Source organism: Enterobacter sp. BIDMC 30, assembly GCF_000534355.1.
GTDB lineage: Bacteria > Pseudomonadota > Gammaproteobacteria > Enterobacterales > Enterobacteriaceae > Enterobacter > Enterobacter ludwigii.
Genome location: NZ_KI973169.1, coordinates 4,407,281 through 4,429,251, shown reverse-complemented (window position 1 = coordinate 4,429,251; position 21,971 = coordinate 4,407,281). Strand labels below are relative to the sequence as shown.

Annotated in this window: 21 protein-coding genes and 4 pseudogenes; 11 read left to right on the top strand and 14 right to left on the bottom strand. The window is 54.4% G+C overall.

Annotated elements, in window-relative coordinates:
- Positions 1 to 68: 68 nt before the first annotated feature.
- Positions 69 to 1,557 (bottom strand): annotated as a pseudogene (locus tag L466_RS22765) (conjugal transfer protein TraG N-terminal domain-containing protein).
- Positions 1,555 to 1,775 (bottom strand): annotated as a pseudogene (locus tag L466_RS24075) (hypothetical protein); the annotation flags it as partial. The pseudogenes L466_RS24075 and L466_RS22765, both read right to left, overlap by 3 nt.
- Positions 1,776 to 2,123: 348 nt before the next feature.
- Here L466_RS24075 and L466_RS01605 point away from each other — a divergent pair.
- Positions 2,124 to 3,065, top strand: coding sequence for a hypothetical protein (locus tag L466_RS01605; protein WP_032681757.1), 942 nt, complete (start codon positions 2,124 to 2,126; stop codon positions 3,063 to 3,065).
- 538 nt (positions 3,066 to 3,603) lie between these two features.
- Positions 3,604 to 4,056 (top strand): SymE family type I addiction module toxin, encoded by a 453-nt coding sequence (locus L466_RS23520; RefSeq protein WP_081750653.1) that lies wholly within the window; start codon positions 3,604 to 3,606, stop codon positions 4,054 to 4,056.
- 95 nt (positions 4,057 to 4,151) lie between these two features.
- Here the strand turns inward: L466_RS23520 and L466_RS01610 are convergent, their stop codons facing one another.
- The 9 genes and pseudogenes from L466_RS01610 to trpS form a co-directional block, all read right to left on the bottom strand.
- Entirely contained in the window at positions 4,152 to 4,898 is a 747-nt protein-coding gene (locus L466_RS01610) for an SAM-dependent methyltransferase (protein WP_032681756.1), read from the bottom strand.
- A 10-nt stretch (positions 4,899 to 4,908) separates the two neighbouring features.
- The gene (locus L466_RS01615) at positions 4,909 to 5,166 is read right to left on the bottom strand and encodes a YjhX family toxin (RefSeq protein ID WP_014168433.1); all 258 of its coding nucleotides are present in this window, start codon (positions 5,164 to 5,166) and stop codon (positions 4,909 to 4,911) included.
- A gap of 288 nt (positions 5,167 to 5,454) precedes the next feature.
- Positions 5,455 to 6,027, bottom strand: coding sequence for a DUF1349 domain-containing protein (locus tag L466_RS01620; RefSeq protein WP_032681752.1), 573 nt, complete (start codon positions 6,025 to 6,027; stop codon positions 5,455 to 5,457).
- Positions 6,028 to 6,077: 50 nt separating this feature from the next.
- A pseudogene (locus tag L466_RS01625) lies at positions 6,078 to 6,323 on the bottom strand (substrate-binding domain-containing protein); the annotation flags it as partial.
- Positions 6,324 to 6,375: 52 nt separating this feature from the next.
- A complete protein-coding gene (gene guaD, locus L466_RS01630; RefSeq protein WP_025205687.1) occupies positions 6,376 to 7,755 on the bottom strand; it encodes a guanine deaminase in 1,380 nt (459 codons plus the stop codon).
- Positions 7,756 to 7,817: 62 nt separating this feature from the next.
- Complete coding sequence (locus L466_RS01635; RefSeq protein WP_025205686.1) at positions 7,818 to 8,264, bottom strand: hypothetical protein; 447 nt, start codon at positions 8,262 to 8,264, stop codon at positions 7,818 to 7,820.
- Between the two features lie 402 nt (positions 8,265 to 8,666).
- On the bottom strand, positions 8,667 to 9,005 hold the full coding sequence (locus L466_RS24165; protein ID WP_032681749.1) for a hypothetical protein: 339 nt from the start codon (positions 9,003 to 9,005) through the stop codon (positions 8,667 to 8,669).
- Positions 9,006 to 9,046: 41 nt separating this feature from the next.
- A pseudogene (locus L466_RS24160) lies at positions 9,047 to 9,213 on the bottom strand (hypothetical protein); the annotation flags it as partial.
- A gap of 173 nt (positions 9,214 to 9,386) precedes the next feature.
- Complete coding sequence (trpS, locus tag L466_RS01645; RefSeq protein WP_032681748.1) at positions 9,387 to 10,391, bottom strand: tryptophan--tRNA ligase; 1,005 nt, start codon at positions 10,389 to 10,391, stop codon at positions 9,387 to 9,389.
- A 199-nt stretch (positions 10,392 to 10,590) separates the two neighbouring features.
- On the opposite strand from trpS, the gene fosA reads away from it, so the two are divergent.
- Complete coding sequence (gene fosA / locus L466_RS01650) at positions 10,591 to 11,016, top strand: FosA/FosA2 family fosfomycin resistance glutathione transferase (RefSeq protein WP_032682056.1); 426 nt, start codon at positions 10,591 to 10,593, stop codon at positions 11,014 to 11,016.
- Here the strand turns inward: fosA and L466_RS01655 are convergent.
- Positions 11,002 to 12,009, bottom strand: a complete 1,008-nt coding sequence (locus L466_RS01655) for a LacI family DNA-binding transcriptional regulator (RefSeq protein ID WP_014168446.1) — start codon at positions 12,007 to 12,009, stop codon at positions 11,002 to 11,004. The genes fosA and L466_RS01655 overlap by 15 nt on opposite strands.
- Before the next feature lie 185 nt (positions 12,010 to 12,194).
- On the opposite strand from L466_RS01655, the gene L466_RS01660 reads away from it, so the two are divergent.
- Complete coding sequence (locus L466_RS01660) at positions 12,195 to 13,283, top strand: cellulase family glycosylhydrolase (RefSeq protein WP_032681746.1); 1,089 nt, start codon at positions 12,195 to 12,197, stop codon at positions 13,281 to 13,283.
- Positions 13,284 to 13,328: 45 nt separating this feature from the next.
- Positions 13,329 to 14,723, top strand: coding sequence for an MFS transporter (locus L466_RS01665; protein WP_032681744.1), 1,395 nt, complete (start codon positions 13,329 to 13,331; stop codon positions 14,721 to 14,723).
- Positions 14,724 to 14,756: 33 nt separating this feature from the next.
- Here the strand turns inward: L466_RS01665 and L466_RS01670 are convergent, their stop codons facing one another.
- The gene (locus L466_RS01670) at positions 14,757 to 15,143 is read right to left on the bottom strand and encodes a VOC family protein (RefSeq protein WP_032681743.1); all 387 of its coding nucleotides are present in this window, start codon (positions 15,141 to 15,143) and stop codon (positions 14,757 to 14,759) included.
- Between the two features lie 93 nt (positions 15,144 to 15,236).
- Between L466_RS01670 and L466_RS01675 the strand changes: the two genes are divergently transcribed.
- The 3 genes from L466_RS01675 to L466_RS01685 all read left to right on the top strand — a co-directional run bounded on the left by L466_RS01675 (position 15,237) and on the right by L466_RS01685 (position 17,910).
- Entirely contained in the window at positions 15,237 to 16,007 is a 771-nt protein-coding gene (locus L466_RS01675) for a DeoR/GlpR family DNA-binding transcription regulator (protein ID WP_032681742.1), read from the top strand.
- A 63-nt stretch (positions 16,008 to 16,070) separates the two neighbouring features.
- Positions 16,071 to 16,673, top strand: a complete 603-nt coding sequence (locus L466_RS01680) for an ATP-dependent Clp protease proteolytic subunit (RefSeq protein WP_014168451.1) — start codon at positions 16,071 to 16,073, stop codon at positions 16,671 to 16,673.
- 115 nt (positions 16,674 to 16,788) lie between these two features.
- Positions 16,789 to 17,910 (top strand): ribosomal protein uL16 3-hydroxylase, encoded by a 1,122-nt coding sequence (locus L466_RS01685; RefSeq protein WP_025205676.1) that lies wholly within the window; start codon positions 16,789 to 16,791, stop codon positions 17,908 to 17,910.
- Positions 17,911 to 17,948: 38 nt separating this feature from the next.
- On the opposite strand, the gene L466_RS01690 is transcribed toward L466_RS01685, so the two are convergent.
- Positions 17,949 to 18,143, bottom strand: a complete 195-nt coding sequence (locus tag L466_RS01690) for a DUF2767 family protein (protein ID WP_020885335.1) — start codon at positions 18,141 to 18,143, stop codon at positions 17,949 to 17,951.
- Between the two features lie 229 nt (positions 18,144 to 18,372).
- On the opposite strand from L466_RS01690, the gene L466_RS01695 reads away from it, so the two are divergent.
- From L466_RS01695 to foxA, 3 genes are all read left to right on the top strand, one after another.
- Positions 18,373 to 18,606, top strand: a complete 234-nt coding sequence (locus L466_RS01695) for a DUF2171 domain-containing protein (RefSeq protein ID WP_020885334.1) — start codon at positions 18,373 to 18,375, stop codon at positions 18,604 to 18,606.
- A 138-nt stretch (positions 18,607 to 18,744) separates the two neighbouring features.
- A complete protein-coding gene (locus tag L466_RS01700) occupies positions 18,745 to 19,698 on the top strand; it encodes an AraC family transcriptional regulator (RefSeq protein ID WP_032681739.1) in 954 nt (317 codons plus the stop codon).
- Positions 19,699 to 19,819: 121 nt separating this feature from the next.
- Complete coding sequence (foxA, locus tag L466_RS01705; protein ID WP_155962786.1) at positions 19,820 to 21,928, top strand: ferrioxamine B receptor FoxA; 2,109 nt, start codon at positions 19,820 to 19,822, stop codon at positions 21,926 to 21,928.
- Positions 21,929 to 21,971: the final 43 nt, after the last annotated feature.

The following is a 21,971-nucleotide window of genomic DNA, read 5'->3' as shown; positions in this document are numbered from 1 at the left end:
CATGCTCTGTTAAAATAACTAAGTGCATATAATTTTTTTCTTTAGATTATTAGGTATATTTATTAGAACTATTGTTTATTCACAATAATCATCCCCCCAGCCTTCCCCCCACTATCCTGCGCCACCTTAACCCCACCTGTCAGTGTTCCATTCACCGCCACGCCAACCCTCACTCCTGCCCAAGTCATAGCACCCAGCCAGAACGTCGGCAGCACCAGAAACATCGACCCCATCACCAGATTGATAATTACGTCATCCTGCGTATTCTGAATCCCGGCCAAATTTCAGCTACTGTGGGTATCGCTGTTGTAGAGTACATCCAGCAGCCAGCTATCGAGCCACCTCGCCAGTTCCCACCAGAAGGTGAGAAAGAACAGCGCAAACTGCACAAACGTTAGCGTCATCACCGCCTTCACATCCCATGCCGAACATAGTGTTACCAGTGGAATACAGATCACCAGCGCCATTTGCAGTAGCGCCTGTACCATCGGTAACGCCTGGCGCACGCTGTCGAATGCCGGGAACGCCGCTATGCTACCGAGGATATTTCCGGCGCTGGATGCCAGCCGGGTGGCTGCATTGGCGACAGTGCCATCAACATTACCTCCATAGCCTGGATAAACGCGCCCGTTCTGCGATACCTGCATATTGCGTTCACTGACCAGCGAGCGCAGCACAGCCTCTTCATATGCCGCTTGCGGCAGACCGATCTTTTTAAACGCTGTCCAGATATCCGGGGCCGGGAGTTGCAGGAGTCGGGCCTTCAGCCCAACGGTGTCGTCGCCCACCATTGTTTGCAGGTGGGGTAGCCGCCAGCGCCAGTGTCGGCCAGCCCGGCATCGCGTGATGCGCTATACGACCAGTCGCTATGTGGTGAAAGTGCATGATCGGTATCGTAGTAACCAGCCGTGTTGAGAAAGTACGATGATCCCACCCAGGCCGTATCGTCACTGGTGTCATCGTCCAGCTCTCCAGTGCGAAATTTCAGACGGGCGCGGGAAGGGGCATAACACTCCTCAACGAAATCCCGCAGTTCCTGAGCCAGAGCAGGATCCTTAATCCGGGTGTGCTGCACCTCAAAACGGATCTGGCGGAGGTCCGGCTGGCAGGGCAGGGTAGCAATCGTTGCGCTGGTGATGCCTTTGCTGATCACATGAATAAAGTACCACCAGACCGGGACGGCGGCGGTTTTACCGCCCAGCGAGTTAATAATCGGCTGATAGCCGGTATCGGCGGGTTGCGGTACTGACATCCCGCACTGCTTCGAGCGTGTGGTGTCATATTTGATGGTATCGAGGTCGATGTTCAACATTGGCACGCAGGTAAACATAATGACCAGCAACGAGGTGTACATCAGGTGCTCGGTCCATACCAAAGAAAGCGCGGCTTTATTGCCCTCATCCGCCCCCTGGCTTCTGGCCTGTAGCCACAGCGCCAGCAGCTTAATCAGAGCAGTGGCCGGGCGAATAACCCGGTAGCACTGATCGCATTCCATAGCCCGTTATTGACCACCAAGTCGAAAATATTCCAGCTAGCTGTAGGTCGCCACCTGAACACCTCCAGCACGATAAACCACTGTGCGATGCGGCGAGTCGCCGGGCGATACGGTGGGAATTGGTCATACAGACGCCAGCCCACGCAGGAAATCGTAGCGTACAGCGTTATACGCCAGAGTAACGGATCGCTGCGGTTAATCTGCGGCGAGTAACCTGAAGCCAGGTAAACTGTCGCTGTGATGCAAGCAGCAGGGAGCCGGACAGCATCATCCGTTTCATTGCGTATCCCCGCTAGTTGGTTTGCTGAGATCGTCCACCCGCTTGTTGGCGTCGTCTTCTACGCCGACGGCTTGGCCTTTGTTCTTCGCTAAAGTTGTCTGGCGCTCAGGGATGGTGAGCGCTGCGTTATTGGTCTACGCTCGGTGCCTCTTTCATACCACATGTACAAGCTAAAAATGCCTATTGACACAGAATGCCAAAATTTTCTAATGTATTAATAAGGTTCGCGCAGACCGGTCAGCCTGTAGACAAATTTGCCATCGCGCATATCTAACATCTAGCTTTATCAGAGCACTCTTTTCCAGCTCTGTGTTTACAGGCCGCAGGGTATTACATAAAGGAAATGATATGCTCTCAGAATTAGCATTCAATGATGATGTCATTGATCTCCCGCCTCCAGAGAAAGAACAGCTACGCAAACATGCTCGTTTTCTCAGAAATCACTGTAATGTTCCTCTTGGTCATGCTCAGGAAATGGTTGCCTGGTTTTACCATTTCAAAAGCTGGAGTGATCTGACCGCCCGGCATAGTCAAACGACAGATATTATCGCCGAGAATAAAATAGCAGAAGTGCGAGAATCTCTGCAATTGCATAGAAACAACATATCTGTTGCGGAGTTGGCAGAGCTTTCAGCTCTCAATGCGATGCCGGGAACGCTAACTGAAGCTGTGGTGAGCAATCGCATCGCTCAGCTTAACCAGCATGATCTCATTTTGCTTTACCGCTATATTTATGACGAAGAGTATTGGGGAACTGCCGTACCTGTATCCTGGTCTAAAGGTTTACGAAGAGCGGACCGTTGCCTAATTTTATTGGCTAAGACAATAGGCGAAAAAGGCAAGGCCAGCAGAATTAATCCACATCTATATTTCCCGTGGTTTGGCCTGCGTATGTATGGTTACTTAGAGGTTAATGGAGCCGAGCTAAATTATGATTGCACGGAGCTGGATAGCTACTTTTTCCCCACAATTGATCGACTCGATGCATTATTTCGTAGGGAATGGTTTGTACCATATTTTATTGGATTTGCTAGCTATCTCTTACAGACGTTGGAACTATCCGGCTATGTAGGCCGCTTGTCATTTGGAAGAGTTCATAATGAAGGTTTGATTGAAAAAGCGATCAGCGGAGTAAATGGTAAGCAATTTCATTACACAAGATACAGTCTTAATGGTAATGAATTAACTGACGGGCCGATTGAAAAATTGGTTGAAGAACTGCTTGCAATGGGAGGGCGTATCAACCCAACCCTGCAACGTATTGAATTTAGTTTTGGTAAGGAGGTTTGACAGTATGGATTTAAATCTCCTGACAGAACTAAAAAATGCCTCACCTTCCGCTTATGGTGTGCTTATCATTGCATTTGTACTTTGCACTCTAGCCCGGCAGGAGTGTTTGTCCCGTTTGTCATCCCGTCAATCCTTTTGTTTATTGATGACGGCAATTAGCCTCATTGGCATAAAATCGTTTCTGCTTTAATTAATAGATTATCGTTTATGATACAAAGTATATTCTTCGACTAAGCCATAAAGGCGCCTTGGGTGCCTTTCTCAAATAATTGATGTTAGCTCTTTCATTGCTATCCTAGAATTTTTATATCTAAAAAATGCCAACCAACTACCGTATGATTTCTGAATCCCACTCGCATTTTTTAAATTTACCCCACCAAAAAACGCTGTATTTATATTCAGCCCTGTATAATACACATCAGAAATTACGCCGAACGGCAAAGGAAGTATCAGAGAAATTTAAAGAGAGAATTCGCGATATGAAGGTGCTGCAACACCCCCATACCGCTAACCACAAGCAACTACTAAGGAGTTGAAAATGGCTGCGCCGAATTTTAAGCCAGAGTTTACGGTTTGCAAAACAGAATCAGACGCTTTCACCGGTATGATTGAAAACCGCGAGCTGGTACGCAAAAACAGCACCCGCCGACTTCACGGCAACCAGACCAGTGCCGCGCCCGTCCATCCCCGCGCAGAAACGCCGGAAGCAAGCTCCGCCTGCTGTGAACTCTATGCCCGGATAGATAATAAATATCTTCCGCTGGGGGGAGACTGGTTAACCCGGGCAGGGTTTATCAGCGGTATGCCGGTTAAAATCCGGGTGATGAAAGACTGTATTGTGATCACGCCGCAGCATACAAGAGAATTATGGGGATGCCTGGAAGGGATGAGTGTGGTGAATATCAATAAACAAAAAGTCGCTCAGTGGTTAAAAACATTTCCAGGGGCGTTAAATGATACGGGCGATATCCCGGTGATTAAACGCGGGTGAACGTGACGGAATCCGCGTTCATATTATTCTGAGCCGCCTTAATACCTGATGCGTGAAGGCGGTATAGTCGTTAAGGCTATACCGCCTGTTTCAGGCTATCGGGCAATCAACGCAAACACCCCCCAGCCAAAGTACTCTCGTGTGTAGGTGACGTGGCGTTTGGGCGCAATTGTCAGCTCCGCGCGAACTTCTTGTGCAAAGTCATCGTCAGGGTTTTCCGCCAGCCAGCGACGCAGGGTCATCCATTTCGCCGCTTCGTATCTGTCCCAGCCTTCCTGATCTGCCAGGACCATTTCCACCAGGTCATAGCCCTGTGCGTCGAACGAGGCGACCAGGTCGGGCAGGGTGAGAAAGTCTGCGATGGACGAGACGCCGCAGGCCTGGGCGATCTCATCGCTCGCAGGAACCTGACGCCAGTAAGGTTCACCGATGAGTATCATCCCGCCTGGCCGGAGGCTTTTTGCCAGTAGCGCCATTGTTCCGGCGACGCCGCTGGCAATCCAGGAGGCGCCTACGCAGGCCGCCACATCACATTTTTCATCTGCAATGTATCCGGCCGCGTCGTCATGAATAAAACGCACGTGATCGCTGACGCCGAGTTCGTCAGCACGGCGCGTTGCCTGTTCGGTGAAAAGTCGGCTCATGTCGATGCCGGTGCCGGTAATGCCATGATCGCGCGCCCAGGTGCAGAGCATCTCCCCCGAGCCGCTGCCGAGATCGAGAATGCGTGTGCCTGGCTTCATGCGTAACACGCGGCCCAGCGTGGCGTACTTTTCCGGGGTGAACGGGTTATGAATGCGGTGTTCGCTTTCGCTGACGGTAAAAATACGTGGGATATCCATCATCCTCTCCTTAACGATTATCTGGCTGGGCACGAACGCTGTTCAGCCCGGTCGTGTTAATGCGGTAGGGCTGACCGTTGACGGACTTGATCAGCTTTTTGGTTTTGAGTTTTTTGAAGACGGCGAGCGTGCAGTCGGCGAGCAACAGCCCTTCGCGGCTGTAGCATTCAACGGCGGTGACGCGGCCTGAGCTATCGCGGACGTGCGCAATACGTCCACCTTTGGCGAGAACGTGTAAGGTACGTTGTTCCTGACGGGATAAATTCATACTGGAAAACCTGTTTAATCATCATGTGCAAAACGTGCAAACACACCGCGGTGTCCGCATTCGATTTCGGCGCATTGATAATCAGTCCGGCCTGAAAGGTCGGGGAGCTGATTATCGGATGATGACATTCTCCAGCATCAAAGCCTCGGGTTGAGTTGAGAGGTATTTACGGGGTGAATAATATCACCTGTTTATTTTAAGGGAATGGTCGGGTGGGAAAAGTGTGATCCAGGTGGAAGCTCAGGCAGCGCCATCAACGGATCGTAGAACCGGATGGCGCGATGTAAATCAGCTGAGATCGTGCAGCGCTTTATCCATGGCCGGAGCGAGACTGAAATCACTAAACTCGACGGCTAAGCCGCTGCGTTCGGGCGTGCAGCACATGACACCGACTTTCACTGGCCCCAACGGAAAATGGCATAAACGCAACAAAGGCCACGACAGCCCGTCTGCTGAGTACTGTAACCGCAACGCGTCTCCCTTGCGGGTCAGGCGAAGCCAGAACTCCCGGGGGTTACCCGGGAAGATTCCGGTTGCCCAGTCGGAGGCCTGTAACGTCAGTACGCTGCCAATGGCCGGCGCGCCATCATTGTATTCAATCCCGGCCTTGAGCCAGTGTTGCTCGTCCGACATCAGCATGATCCCCGCCTGGTCATAGAGCGTGCTGAAATCAGCGCGGATGTTAGTCTGAAACGTGAAATCACCCGCCGCGTCAGTCGCGTAGATGTGGCCCGAGAAACGCTCGAATCCGTACCACGTATGGCGCCAGAAATCGGTGTGGTCGTCTGTCACGACCGATAACGTGTTGTTCTCGCTATGCCATTCGGCAGGTTCGTTTATCCAGTAAAATTCGTTTTGCATAATGTCCCCAGGTGACTGTCAAAAGGTCGTCGGTATGCGGCCTCTCTTGCTCAACAGGATTCGCGCCTGAGCCAGGGGCTCTCGACCAGCACCTTATCCCGGTGGGTGTCGCCATTGATAATGTGCAGGGTACTTAAGCGCCCAATCTCATAATGCGGCAGCTGGACCGTGGATAACGGGGGTAAAAACAAATTTCCGATGCCGACAAGATTATCGTAGCCAAGAACAGCAATATCCTGTGGGATTCGGACCCCCTGCGTTAACAGCGTCTGATACACCATGAAGGCAATACGGTCGTAAACTTACAGGGAGTCACGGTGATGCCACAGACGGTGCCGCTGTATGATCTTACTGAACTTTCACGGCTTTTCCGTCTACCCAGACACGGCTGATGTTATTTCGCCTGGCGTTAAAGATGATTTTTTGCAGTTTATCTTCAGGCTGGTCTTCAGCAGGATGAATATAAATATCGCTTCCTGCAGCCCGGGTATCGATAACGATGGCATCGAACTGGTATCCGACCTCCAGCTTTCCTACAGGCAGCTCAAGCACGCCACCCGCACCGGCTGTCGCCAACCAGAATGCTTCCTTGAAGCTGACTGCCGAGCCTGGTCTGCCGCGGTGTTCCGGTTTGATACGGGCATCGACGCCATCATTCAGGGCTTTACTGGCGGTGATGGCATGGCGACAGGCATCAAAAACCGAGGGGCTATGGCCACCGGCAATATCGGTGCCTAACCCGACGTTCAGACCACGGTCCAGCATTGCTCGCAGAGGGAATACTGCATTGGCAAAATAGAAATTTGAAAGGGGGCAGTGCGCGACGCCAGCCCCGGTTTTCTTAATCAGGTCAGCATCGTCATCTTCAATGTGGTTTGAATGCGCGAGGATGGTTTTTTGGGTCAACAGGCCAAAATCACGCAGCGCCACGGTGTCCGTTTTCCCCAGGCGTTCTTTGACGTAACCATGTTCCCAGTCACTTTCTGAGCAATGGGTTTGCACGTGGCAGCCTGTTTCTCTCGCCACTGTGCCCAGTCTTTTCAGCAGGTCGTCCGTGCAGGAGGGAATAAACCGCGGGGTGATAACCGGGAGCACACGTTTTGCCGTATTGCCGGGTAACTCTGCGACAGCGCGAATAAATGCACGCGTTTCCGCCTCGGCCGATGCCGCCGTTTCGTCCCGATAATAGTCAGGGCACTGAGAGGGATCGTCCATCGCGACGCGGCCCACCAGGGCGCGCTGCCCCTGGGCCAGGCATATGCGGGCCAACTCGACGCTGCTTTCAGTGTGCAGGGTGGCGAAGTAGACGGCGGTGGTGGTGCCGTTCGCCAACAACGCGCTGACCAGTTCCGTATAATTTCGGCGGGCAAAATCGACGTCGGCGTATCGGGCTTCCAGCGGGAACGTGTAGTCATTCAGCCACTTCTCAAGCGGTTTATCCAGCGCCTTGCCCATCTGAGGCCACTGCGGGGCGTGGACATGCAAATCGATCAGGCCGGGCAGAAGATACTGGTCAGAAGAGAGTTCAGTGAGCTTACCCGCTTTACGGGCGGCGTCACGTACGTGCCGGAACGCGTCATCGTTATGTTGAATAATATCCACAATGGTACCGCTACCGTCGATACAGAACAGCGTGTCGGTGAAGTGAATCACATTTTCCTTTGATTTCGCCGTATAGCCCTGCGCGCTAACAACCCGTTGCCAGGGGAATGCGTGGTAGGTATTCATCTGTTTGTCCTTTTTCACGATTATGCTGAAGGGAAAATATCCCGGATGGCAGTAGGATTTTTTCAGGTCGCAGGATCCTGAACTATCCAGACCCCCGTGTTCTGCCTGATATCCGGTTTAATGGCGCCCTGGCGCTGGTTGTAGACAAAGGTGCCGGTGCTGTCGCTAAGGCAGACGAGCGTGAGGGTAAACAGCGTCGTCTGGCCCTGAAAATCCTCCTCTGCTTCCAGAACGCCTACGCTGTGTGCCAGGCCTGTTTGGCTTTTAAAAACTTCATAACGGTATTTCCCTTGCACCTTATTGCCTGTGCGCAAGATATGGCTGGTATACGTATCGTCAGTGAACTCCAGCCGGAGCAGGCTATCGGCATTAGGGTTTTGCACAGACCATAGCGGACCCGTTTTATTGATAAAGATTTTGCCGGAGAGCGTCTCCGGTACGTTGCAGGTCGCCTGAGCAAATAGCGGAAGCGCCAGCAGTGCTGAAAGTAATGTTATCCTGAGTTTCATCTTATTTGTCCATATCTTTGCCGGAGGAGAGGTAGGGTATCTTCCGTGCATTCATTTTTTATTCGTTAAAAATCCTGGCACAAAAATGAAATACATCAATAAATCGAAAGGTTAATAAGATGGCGAAAGTTGAGGCTATTAAAAAGATAGCAATGATTTATTCCGCTGGGCATGCTTTATAAGCCGAAGGGTGGATGCGGTAATGTGTCTGGCAGGGCATGATTAAGCAAAATGGCGAAATGACTGTTGTCTTATTGTCGGTTTGAATAGCTTTTTTATCGCGGCATTTTTCATATACTTCGTGTTGTGGTGAATCCCCCTGTGCGGTGGGGCATAATTTATAGGTTAACGTCATTATGCGGGCTTTGCTCACCGGGAGGCACCCGGCACCACACTGTTCTATTAAACGTTTATAAAAGAAGGTAGATATAACATCGCCACGACCCATATGAATAAGCCAGGAATTTTCAAAGGCCACGGCTCAAGGATAGCTATGCAAGCAAATGCACCTACCACGAGCAGAGGGCCTGATAACACGTTCAGGATCCCACCTAAAGTAAGTATCTTTCCTGGCAGTAATCTATTGAGTACTAATGAAATAATGTAAGCACTCATAGTAATGATGGAAAAGGCGATTGTTTTATCATGCCATGTGTCGAATTCAATCCAGCAAAGACTATAGGCAAAAATTAAATATGAGCAAAGAAGCAGGTTTATAATTGGGATGGTAAACTTACTCATATGACCCTGCCGTAGTGTTTGTTTTTTGGTTTTTCTATTGTTATTTTCTCAGTCTTGCGTGTATATCTGTGTCCGTGTCAACGATACCATAAACCCGATATCCATAATCTTGCGGTGCAGATAGCCCTCCCTTTATAAGTCCAGTCACGGTATCAGACGAGGAGATTATATTATATAATCTCCTCGCTATATCTTCTACGTCAGCCATAGTATCTCTTTAAATCTGTTATAAAGAGTAATATCAATGTGATATTAATGAAATTAAAGCAATTTATATAATCTACACAAGAAATTAAGAATTATTAGGGGCATTAATATTATCTTAAATGAGACAATAAGCGGTTTCATGCCAATCCCACGCACTCCACCGCTCAAACTAACTTAACTAAACACCGGCACCCCCAGCCCAACCTTCACCTCCTTCAGCGTCTCCTGCGTCACCGCCTGCGCCCGTTCCGTGCCGCACTTCAGCATCGCCATCAACTCCCCTTTATCCTGCATGTACATCGCTCTGCGTTCCCGCATCGGTGCAATCAGCTCCTGCAGGCACGCTTCCAGCTCGTTCTTGCATGTCCGGTCACCCAGTCCGCCCGCCTGATAATGCGCCTTCATCGCTGCCACTTTGGCTTTGTCCGGATGAAACGCGTCGAGGTAGGTAAACACCACGTTTCCCTCAATCTGCCCCGGGTCGCTCACCTTCAGGTGGTTCGGGTCGGTGTACATGGCGCTGACCGCACGGTGAATCGTCTCTTCACTGGCAGAAAGGTGCAGGGTGTTGCCCAGTGATTTCGACATCTTGGCGCTGCCGTCGATGCCGGGCAGGCGGCCGGTGTCGCTGAGCATCGCTTTGCAGTGGCGCAGCACCGGGGCAGGCAACAGGCTGTTCATCTTGTGCACAATCTCATTGGTCTGCTCAATCATCGGCAGCTGGTCGTCGCCGACGGGGACGCACTCGGCTTTGAACGCAGTGATGTCCGCCGCCTGGCTGATGGGGTAGGCCATAAAACCGACCGGCAGCGAGCGGGCAAAGCCTTTCTGCGCAATCTCATTTTTCACCGTCGGGTTACGCTCGACGCGGGCGACGGTGACGATATTCATATACAACATTGTCAGCTCGGCGAGAGCGGGCAGGGCGGACTGCAGGCAGAGTGTCGTCAGGTTCGGGTCGATGCCGGCGGCGAGGTAGTCGGCGAGCACTTCAGGGATGTTGTCGCGAATTTTTTGTGGGTTGCTGCCGTTGTCGGTCAGCCCCTGCAGGTCGGCAATCAAGACATACTGGTTATGCGTCTGCTGTAGCGCCACGCGCTGGCGCAGCGAACCGACGAAATGGCCCAGGTGCAGCGGGCCGGTTGGGCGGTCGCCGGTGAGGATGGTTTGAACGTTCATAAAGACTCCTTAATGTGCAATTGCCGAAAGGGGTCTTAGAAATGTGAAAGCCGCCTTTCGGCGGCTATCTGAAAATGGGAAAAACTACTCCGTGCCGCCTTTAAGAAGGCAGCCACCAGCGGTTTACGGTGAGCACGGCGTGGTTTATGTTCATGAAGTTACCGTACCACGTCTGGCGCAAAAAACAAAAGGGCACGTCATGCTGCAATCACTCAACCATCTGACCCTCGCGGTCAGCGACCTGCAAAAAAGCGTTACCTTCTGGCACGAGTTGCTGGGGCTGACGCTGCACGCCCGCTGGAATACCGGGGCCTATCTTACCTGCGGCGATCTGTGGGTCTGCCTGTCGTACGACGAGGCGCGCCAGTATGTGCCGCCGCAGGAGAGCGACTATACCCATTACGCGTTTACCGTGGCGGAAGAGGATTTTGAACCGTTCTCGCACAAGCTTGAGCAGGCGGGCGTTACCGTCTGGAAGCAGAACAAAAGCGAGGGGGCATCGTTCTATTTTCTCGACCCGGACGGGCACAAGCTGGAACTGCACGTGGGCAGCCTCGCCGCGCGGCTGGCGGCGTGCCGGGAGAAACCCTATGCCGGAATGGTCTTCACCTCAGACGAGGCTTGATGTCCGTACCTTCAGCCTGCCCGCCAGCGTCACGTGGGTGGCGGCATCTTCCTGATTGCACAGGTACTCCACCGCCAGCCGTCCCAGTTCGCTGTAGGGGAGCTGGATACTGGTCAGCGGTGGGGTGAGTTGCTCGGAGATCTTCTGGTCGTCGTAGCCCGCCAGCAGCATATCCTGCGGGATGCGCACGCCGTTCACCGCCAGCGCCTGATAGCAGCCAATCGCCAGCCAGTCGCTGGCGCAGAAGATGGCGTCCGGGCGTTCGTCCAGCGCCAGCAGAGAGGTGGTGGCGGTAAAGGATTCGCTGAACTGCCAGTTGGTCTGGCGCACCAGACTTTCGTCACAGGCTAAACCGGCCTGCTGTAAGGCGGCCTGATAGCCGGCCAGCCGCTGGCGGGAGGCCTCCATCCAGCTCTCGCCGGTGATGTGAGCGATACGCGTTGCACCGCAGGCGATGAGGTGTTTGGTCACCTGGAAGGCGTTGGCGTAGTCGTCCGGAATAAACGACGGCAGCAGCGGCGAACCGGGGTCGCGCTGATTGAGCAGCACCAGTGGAATGCGGGTGCAGTCCTGAAAAGCGGTCATGTCGACAAGGGTGGTAACGGGGGAGGCGAGGATGATCCCCACGCAGTTACGCTTCTCCAGCTGGCGGATAATGTTCAGCGCCAGCTCTACGTCATCACCGTAGTCGTACACCGTCAGCAGCGCTTCGTTGCGCCATGCGGCTTCCCGCGCCTGACTGATGGCATCGATAAAGGGATCAAAGCTTTGCAGGGAACTGACCAGCAGGGCGATTTCCTCCTGGTTGCGCGGGGCGTGAATGGCAGGCAGGCGGTCATAACCGAGCTCGGTCGCCACGCCGATCACCCGCTGGCGGGTCTCGTCGCTGAGCTTGATGTTACGGGACTGGTTGAGCACCAGCGATACCGTCGCCTGCGACACCCCCGCCGCCCGCGCAATATCGTTCATCGTGACTTTTGTTTTTCGCTTCATCCGTCCTCTCCCTCTCGCGACACCGCATCATACCCTAACTGTTCGCTTACGCGCCGTCGATCACGTTTCTTATTCGCGCCTGCATGAACTTTGTGAAGGCTGTCGCTTTTCGGAGCGTCATGAATTGCGCATTTATCCCGCAACTAATATTTATTAGCTAAATATTATCAGTAAGAGGACGCGTAATGAAAGAGCAGTGGAGCAGGGAGCAGGCGCAGGCGTGGTATCAGCAAAAAGGCTGGCTGTGTGGGTTTAACTATTTACCGTCGACGGCGGTGAACTGGACCGATATCTGGCAGGAAGAGACCTTCGATGCCGATACCATTGACCGCGAACTGGGCTGGGCGGCGGAGGCGGGCTACAACACCCTGCGCATCAACCTGCCGTTTATTGTCTGGGAACACGACCGCGACGGCCTGATGGCGCGCATCGACACGTTTCTGGCGATGGCCTACAGCCACGGGTTCAGCACCATGCTGACCCTGATGGACGACTGCGGTTTCTCCGGCGATGAACCGTATCTGGGGCCGCAAAAGCCGCCGGTGCCGGGCAAGCACAACAGCCAGGCGGCAGCGAGCCCGGGGCGCGATAAAGTCTGCGATCCCGACTGCTGGCCGCAGATTGAGCGCTATATCCGCGACGTTATCCGCCAGTTCCGCGACGATGAGCGCGTACTGCTGTGGGATCTGTATAACGAGCCGGGCAACCGCGGCATTTTTGCGACCGGTACGCAGGAGGTGCAGTACGACGCGAAGCTGGAGACCTGCGCGCATGAGCTGATGAAGCTGGCGTTCCGGTGGGTGCGTGAAGAGGATCCCACTCAGCCGCTCACCGTCTGCGCGTGGCGTCTGCCGGCGGAAGAGGAGGGCGAGACGTTTTATCAGCATCCGCTGGATCAAACCGCGCTGGCGCTATCCGACGTGGTGAGCTTCCACGCTTACACCAACACCGGACGCATGACCGCGATTATCCAGCAGCTGCAGGCGCTTGGGCGGCCAATCTTCTGCACCGAATGGCTGGCCCGCCACGTGGGCAGCACCCTCGAGGAGCAGCTCCCGCTGATGTACACGGCGAAGGTCGCGCCGTATCAGTGGGGGCTGGTGCGCGGTAAAACCCAGACGTGGCTGCCGTGGCCGGTGGTGATGAAGGAGTCTACGGACTACTGCCGCCTCTGGTTTCACGACGTCTTTGAGGAGAACGGTATCCCGTTCTCGCGCAGTGAAATGGCCTTAATGAAGAAGCTCCGTAAGATCGCCCCGAAAGCGCAGGGCTAATAATATCGACCCGGAGGTCTGCCGCCGGGCAACCAGGTACGCACTATGGCAATGACAATGAAAATACCGTCTCGCGAGTTGTGGTCTTATTTTGGTTATGGATTAGGTCAGTGTTTTAGCTTTGGTTTAGTGGGTTCGTTTATTAACTATTTTTACACCGACGTGCTGGGGATTTCGGCGCTGGCGGCGAGTACCATCTTCCTGATTGCCCGCGCGTGGGATGCGGTTCACGACCCGCTATTTGCCAGCATAATGGACACCATTAACACCCGGTTCGGCAAGTTTCGCCACTTTTTGCTGATCGCCCCGTTACTCATTACCGGCGTCACGCTGCTGTCGTTCTATAAAATCGAAGCGGACATGACCACCAAAATTCTCTACGCCGGGGTGACGTACATTCTGTGGGGAACGCTGTACGCCATCTCTGATATCCCGTTCTGGTCGATGTCGTCGGTGATGACTAATGACTCCGGGCAGCGCACCCGCGCGGTGACGGCGGCCATGCTGGGGGTTAACGCCGGGATCGCCTGCGCCAACATTTTCTTCCCGAAACTGGCGGCGTTCTTCGCCCAGTACAGCAACGACAAAGGCTATTTTATGGCGGCACTGGTGATGATGCTGGTCGGCCTGCCGCTGATGCTCAACGGCTTTATGCAGATTAAGGAGCGTGTGCCGCCGAGTCCGGAAAAGGTGACGATACGTGACACTTTTCATAACCTGCGCCAGAACAAGCCGCTGTTTATCGTTCTGCTGTCGTTCTTCTTCTGCGTGTTCCATAACGTGGCCGGCGGCCTCTACATCTACTTCTTTATCAACAATATGGGTGACGGCAGCCTGCAGATGGCGATCGGTGTGATGGGGATTATGGCGGCGGTGGTGTGTCTCGTCGCCCCGATGCTGACGCGCAGAATGCAGAAGCGGAAGCTGTTTATGATCCTCTGCGGACTGGATGTCGCGGTACGCGTGGTGATGTGGTTTGTGGGCTATCAGCAGACGGCGATGCTGTTTATCCTGCTTGGCCTGAGTACGCTGTTTGTGATGATGTCCAACATTCTCACCTCGTCGATGATTGCCGACACCATCGAGTATGCGGAGTACCACACCCACAAGCGCTGTGCGGCGATCACCTTCTCCGGACAGACCTTTACCGGCAAGATGTCGGTGGCGGTCGGCGGTGGGTTAATCGGCGTGTTTCTGACGATGATCGGCTATGTCCCGCAGGCGCAAACCCAGAGTGACGGCGTGCTGTCGGGGCTGTTCTTTGGTATCTGTCTGCTGCCCGCCATCGGCTCGCTGATCCGGCTTGGGTTTATGTCGCGCTTTACCTTTACCGAGGAGAAGCATGCGGAGATTTGCCGGTTGCTGGCGGAACGTCAGCACGAGAAAGCGCAGCAACGTGAGGGCGAGGAAAATCTGGTGCGCCCGGCCACGGTGAATTAAACATTAACGCCTGCATGGCAGGCGTTATGTCTTTTACTCTCCTGTGAGCTCAATCCGGTTGCCGTCCGGGTCCGCAATCACCGCCTCATAAAACCCATCCCCGGTCATGCGGGGGGCGCTGAGCAGGGTGCCGTTTGACTGCGCCTGCGCCGCCATACGGTCCACCTCAGCCTGGCTGCCGACGTGAATGGCGATATGTGCCCAGCCAATAAACTCCGGATGAGCCGGGGCGTCGGGCAGGTCCGGAACCGTCATCAGTTCAAGGGTTGGACCGCCATCCAGGGTTATAAAGTGTGACGCAAAGCCCGGGCGATTTTTGCTGAGGTAGCGTTCATTACGGCGTCCGCCAAAAACCGTTTCCCAGAACTGTACCTGTGCATCAAGGTGTCGGGTCCAGAGTGCAACATGGGCAATGTTCATTGTTATCCTCGCGGTGAGTGCTGATTGACAGAGCACGCGCAGTGCAACATTATGCGCTTTGATGCTCGGTTTTGTTATTTTAAAGGACTTATAATGCTCGATTATGCTGCTTTTCCGGAGCAACGACAAGCGCTGATCCGTCAGATCCTTCAGGAGAGCGGAAGGGTGGTGTGCACCGAACTGGCGACACAAATGAAGGTCTCCGAGCACACCATTCGCCGTGATTTACATGAGCTTAGCAAAGAGGGCTTCTGTAAAAAGGTCTACGGTGGCGCGGTACTTCAGCTGCCGGATGCGGGGACATTTAGCCGCCGCGAGCAGGAAAACAGTGCACAAAAAGCCACAATCGCGCAGAAAGCGGCAACGCTGATCAAGGCAGGTGGCTGTATCTTTATGGATACGGGCACCACCAATCTGGCGCTGGCGAAAGCCCTTCCTGCCGAACTCAGCGTGACGGTGGTGACCAACTCCCCGGCCATCGCGACCACGCTGCTGCAACATCCGCTGTGCGAGGTGATCATCACCGGCGGGCAGATCCAGCGGGCGTCCGGCGCGACGGTGGGTGCCACGGCTGCAAGCCAGCTTGAGGGGATTATCTTTGATCAGGCCTTTATCGGTGGCTGTGCGATGGATCCTGAGATGGGGCTGACCGGCTTTGATTTTGCCGACTGTGCGTTCAAAAAAGCGGTGATCGCCCAGAGCAACCAGACCATCGTGGCGTTGACTGCTGACAAGCTTCCCGGCGTGGCGCGCTTTGTCGTGGCAAAGAGCCGGGACATTGATGTGCTGGTGGTGGACGCGAATATTAAACAGGACGTTATCGACGCGTTTGCGGCGCAGGATGTTCGCATTGTGCGCGCCTGAGGACTTTGACCGGTAAAACAGGCTACACTCTGGTTTTGAGCGCTAAATGCTGAGGACATAACAATGCACTACACACTGAAAGAAGGCGATAAGGATAAAGCGGAAGGGTCAAACGGCGCGGGCGCGCTGCAGCAAAAACTGCTCGAGTCCCGCTCGATTGTTATCTCCGGTGAGATCAACCAGGAACTGGCGCAAAAAGTCATTACCCAACTGATCCTGCTGCAAAGCGTGAGCAACGATCCGATCAAGCTGTACATCAACAGCCAGGGTGGCCACGTGGAAGCGGGTGATACCATCCATGACTTCATCAAGTTCATCCGTCCGGACGTACACATCATCGGCACCGGCTGGGTGGCGAGCGCCGGGATCACCATCTTCCTGGCGGCGAAAAAAGAACATCGCTACTCTCTGCCCAACACCCGCTTTATGATCCACCAGCCGCTGGGTGGCGTGCGTGGTCAGGCGACGGATATTGAGATTGAAGCGCGCGAGATCATCCGCATGCTGGATCGCGTGAACAAGCTGATCGCTGACGCCACCGGCCAGCCGCTGGAAAAAGTGAAAAAAGACACCGACCGCAACTTCTGGATGTCTCCGGCAGAAGCGCTGGACTACGGCATTGTGGGTAAACTGATTACGCATTATGACGATCTGAAGCTGGATTGATCCCTCAGGGCCGGACGTTTGCGCCGGCCTTCTCCTCTCGTTTGACCCATGACAAGTTCCCCCTTGACCGTCTCCCCTATAATCGCGCCTGTTTACCCTCTCACTGGTGCTACCCATGGCGTATCAACTGAACCTGAACTGGCCGGAATTTCTTGAAAAATACTGGCAGAAACAACCCGTAGTGCTGAAAAATGCCTTCCCTGATTTTGTCGACCCGATTACCCCTGACGAACTGGCAGGGCTGGCGATGGAGCCTGAAGTCGATAGCCGTCTGGTCAGCCATTCCAACGGTAAATGGCAGGCCAGCAATGGTCCGTTTGAGCACTTCGATGGCCTGGGCGAAACCGGCTGGTCGCTGCTGGCGCAGGCGGTGAACCACTGGCACATGCCCGCAGCGGAGCTGGTGCGCCCGTTCCGCGTCTTGCCAGACTGGCGTCTGGATGACCTGATGATCTCCTTCTCTGTCCCTGGCGGCGGCGTGGGCCCGCATATCGATCAGTACGATGTGTTTATCATTCAGGGGATGGGAAGCCGCCGCTGGCGCGTGGGTGACAAGCTGCCAATGCGCCAGTTCTGCCCGCATCCGGCACTGCTGCACGTTGATCCGTTTGAGCCGATCATCGACGAAGATCTGGCCCCGGGCGATATCCTCTACATTCCACCAGGCTTCCCGCACGACGGCTTTACCCACGAAACGGCGCTCAACTACTCCGTCGGTTTCCGTGGGCCGAACGGTCGCGATCTGATCAGCAGCTTTGCCGATTACGCGCTGGAAAACGATCTGGGCGGCGAGCACTACAGCGATCCGGATCTGACCTGCCGTGAACACCCTGGACGCGTGGAACAGTACGAGCTGGATCGTATTCGCCAGATGATGATCGACATGATCAGCAAGCCTGATGATTTCACGAAATGGTTCGGTAGCTTTGTCTCGACGCCGCGCCATGAGCTGGATATTGCCACCGCGGAACCGCCATACACGGCAGAAGAAGTGCTTGATGCATTGCAGGGGGGCGAAACGCTGTCTCGCCTGAGCGGTCTGCGCGTGTTGAATATCAACGGCAGCGTCTTCATCAACAGCGAACTGCTGGAAACGGTAGATGCGAAGGCTGCGGACGTGCTGTGTCGCTACACGGAACTCGGCCAGGCTGAGCTGGGCGAGGCGCTGAACAATCCGGCGTTTATTGACGAACTGACCGGACTGATTAACCAGGGCTACTGGTTTTTCGACGAGTAACGGCTGGCGGCGTTTAGCCAGGCTAAACGCCGCCTCGTTCAGACCAGCATATTACAGGCTTTCCAGTAATTCAGGAGCCGCTCATCGTCGCGCTCCTTCTCTGCTTTTGTTTTCATCGCCTGTGCCAGATTTTCACGTGACAGCTCGTGGCCTTTTTGCACAATGTCTAAAACCGCTTCACCAAGAGCCAGTGAAATTTCTGTACGATTATTACGAATATTACGAATCGTCATTAATGCCTCCTCGTTGGTTGCGATAATGTAATTATGAAATAAAAAATAAACGTCAAGAATAATTCATCTTATTCTTATTTTTTCATTATGTTTCGCTATGCCTCGCGGTAGTCATAATATCCTGTTGTGTCAATGATGTTTCAAAATGCTAATAAGCGTCCGTAAGCCAAATTTATGCGCTACAGTTAATTCCGTGCAACGGTCAAATAACCAAAACGGGAGAATTATTATGGTAGATAAAAACGCAATTATGGATCACGCTCAGGTTGTCGCCAGCTGCGGAACACACGTCGGTGTTGTGGACCATCTGGATGGTGAGCGCATCAAGCTTGCGAAAAGCGATCCGGAATCCGGTGGGAAGCACCACTTTATACCGCTCGGCTGGGTGGACAAAGTGGATGATAATAAAGTTGTCCTGACCAAAAACCATAAAGAGGTTTTTGCTGAGTGGCAGCAAGCATAAATATATCTCTTTAACTGAAATATATCTCTTCGCTCCGGCTCAGACCGGAGCGTAATACGTTTTATGCCCAGTGATTGCTGCCACCACCAATGAATGGTACTGTTTCGTTTGTCCTTTCCCCGATGCAGGCACCGTCATATGCTCCAGCGTGAAAATAGATCAGCGAAACGCCTGTTTTTTGTTGAGGATTTTCAGATATTCGGTGAGCGCTACGGCATCGACTACCGGTTCCCGCAGTTAAAAGATGCGCAGGTCAACAACCGCGCCGTGCTGCAGGGGAATGTGGAAGAGATGACGCTTTCATCCGGCATTTCACTGACCCACTCCAACGTTCGCGTTTTACAACCTTACGAAACCACCTCTCGCCATAGCAGCCCACTCTATATGCTGGTGGTGCTGGAAGGCGGCGTCACGATCGCGCTCAATGGCGTTGAATATGTCGTACGATCCGGCATGGCCTTCAGCTCCCGCCTGAGTGAAGAGCAGATAATGTGCGCGCGTCACGATGCCGACAGCACGCTGAAAACGCTCTCGTTTGGTCTATTCCCACACGATGCCAGGCGCGAGACCCTGCTTGAGTCGCTGCTCCAGGAATGGCAAAGCCTGAATGCGCCCACTCTGGTCTGGCACGTCCCTGAGTTTGTCCTTGCGGGGATCCAGCATGCTCAGCAGCAGGGTCTAAGCGCGTTATCCCGTCAGCTGTTGCTGGAAGGGCTGATGTATCAGCTTCTGGGCCAGGGTTTGGCGCAGCGCCAGCAATCCTTCCCGTGTCGGCCTGAGCATGCGCGTCTTGAACGCGTGCGCAGCAGGCTGGAACAGTCTCCGGAGCAGGATCATACTCTTGCGCAGCTGGCCGCCCTCGCCGCCATGAGCCCGAGCAGCCTGCGCAGCAAGTTTCGTCAACGCTACGGCTGCACCCTTTTCGATTACCTGCGCGAATGTCGGCTCGCGCTGGCGCGTTGCTATCTGCTTGAAGGCTATAGCGTGCAGCAGGCGGCGTGGATGTGTGGCTATCAGCACGCCACCAATTTCGCTACCGCGTTTCGTCGCCATTACGGTATTGCACCGGGCGACGTGCGCAAACGCCGCTAACCTACTTTCTCTCTTCGCGCGAACGCAACCCGTGCGGTTTAGCACCGCGCATACGTATCCTGGCGGCGCGCATAGCTGTTTGCTCTCTCAAAAAGGTAATAATTCTTATTAACAATAAGAAATACCTTTGGAGAGGGTTATGTTTGCTAAGTCACGTCTGGCACTGCTGGTGGGATGGGTTACCGGTAGCGTCGCTTTTCCTTTACTGGCGCAGGATGCCCAAAAAACGGACACCGTTGTGGTCACGTCGCAGATGCAATCTGCTGCCACCAAGCTTGAAACGCCGGATATAGAGACTCCGCAGTCGGTCTCTATCGTTACCCGCGAGCAGTTTGAAGAGCAGGGCGCGACCAGCGTGCGCCAGGCAGTGAGTTACACGCCGGGGGTTTACAGCAACCAGATTGGCGCGTCAAACCGCTTCGACTACATGGTGCTGCGCGGTTTCTCCGACGGCAGTCTGGATAACGTCTACCTCGACGGCCTGAAGATGATGGGAGACACCAACTCTCACAGCTCGCTGGTGGTGGATCCCTGGTTCCTCGACAATATCGAGGTGGTGCGTGGCCCGGCCTCCGTGCTGTACGGCCGTTCATCGCCGGGCGGTATCGTGGCGCTGACCTCCCGCAAGCCGTCGTTCGATCCGAGCGGGGAGATTAAGCTATTTGCCGGGAACAATAACCAGCGCGGGGCGATGTTCGACGTTACCGGTCCAGTCGATGATAACGACCGCGTGGCGGTGCGCCTCAGCGGGATGACCCGCTATGCCGATTCCCAGTTTGATCCGCTGAAGGAAGAGCGCTACGCGCTGATGCCGAGCCTGACCTGGCGCATCACTGATAACACGCGTCTGGATCTGATGGCCTACCTGCACCGCGATCCGGAAGGGGGGAGCCACTCCGGCCTGCCTTATGACGGCACCGTGGTGCCGCATAACGGTAAGAAAATCACCAACACCTTCTTTGAAGGTGAGGATGACTACGACAAGTACGATCGTCGGGAAAACATGGTGGGCTATAACATTGAGCACATGTTCGACAGCGGCTGGACGGTGCGCCAGAAGCTGCGCTATCTGCACACCAAAGTGGAGCTGAATCAGGTATATGCCGCGGGCTGGCTGAACGATACCGAGCTCAACCGCGGCTATTCCGGTTCTGACGAGAAGATGAATGCCATCACGCTGGATAACCAGGTCGACGGCAGTTTCGATACCGGGGCAGTTAACCACCGCGTGCTGATCGGCTTGGATTATCAGGACCGTACCAATAACGTGACCGGCTACTACGGCGGTTTCCCGCCCATCGACGCGTTCCACCCGGTTTACGGTGCGAAACCGGATTACATCACCCAGTACAGCAAGGAAAAACATAAGCTGCGCCAGACCGGATACTACCTGCAGGATCAGATGTCCATTGATCGCTGGCGCCTGACGCTGGGCGGGCGCTATGACCAGGTAAGCGTGTCGAACGTTGATAACGTTAACCATACCCGCAGCGACCTGGATAAGAACAACATCAGCAGCCGCGCGGCGCTGCTGTATCTGTTTGATAACGGTGTCGCGCCGTACGTCAGCTACTCCACGGCCTTTACGCCGACCAGCTTCGCCGATGAGCAGGGCAACATTCTGGACCCGATGAAAGGCAAGCAGTGGGAAGCGGGCGTGAAGTATGAACCCGAGGGGATGAACAGCCAGTTCAGCGCCTCGGTGTTCCGCATCAGCCAGAAGAATATCGCCACCAAAGAGGAGCCGACCGATCCGTACCGTTCCATCGGTGAAATCGAGTCCGAGGGCGTTGAGCTGGAAGCGGTGGGTCAACTGACAGACAGCCTGCGCATGCAGGCGGCGTACACCTATACCGACATTCGTTACAAGAAGAGCAGCCCGGAAGAGGAGGGCAAGCGCGCCGTCTATGCGCCGCGGAATATGGCCAGTGCCTGGCTCAGCTACGACGTGAAAACGGGCCCGCTGGACGGCCTGACCGTCGGCTCCGGCGTTCGTTACGTCAACGGCATTACCAGCGATCGCCAGAACACCCATACGCTGCCGTCGTATACGCTGGTGGATATGGTGGTGGGGTATGACCTGTCGAAGGTGGGGCTCACGGGCATGAGCGCGCAGCTGAACGTCAATAATCTGACCGATAAACGCTATGTGGCGGCGTGTAACTCGCTCTCCTACTGCTATTTCGGCGCGGAACGCAGTATCGTTGGCAGCGTTTCATGGACGTTTTGAGTCGGTGACAGTGCCGGGCGGCGGTGACGCCTTGCCCGGCCTG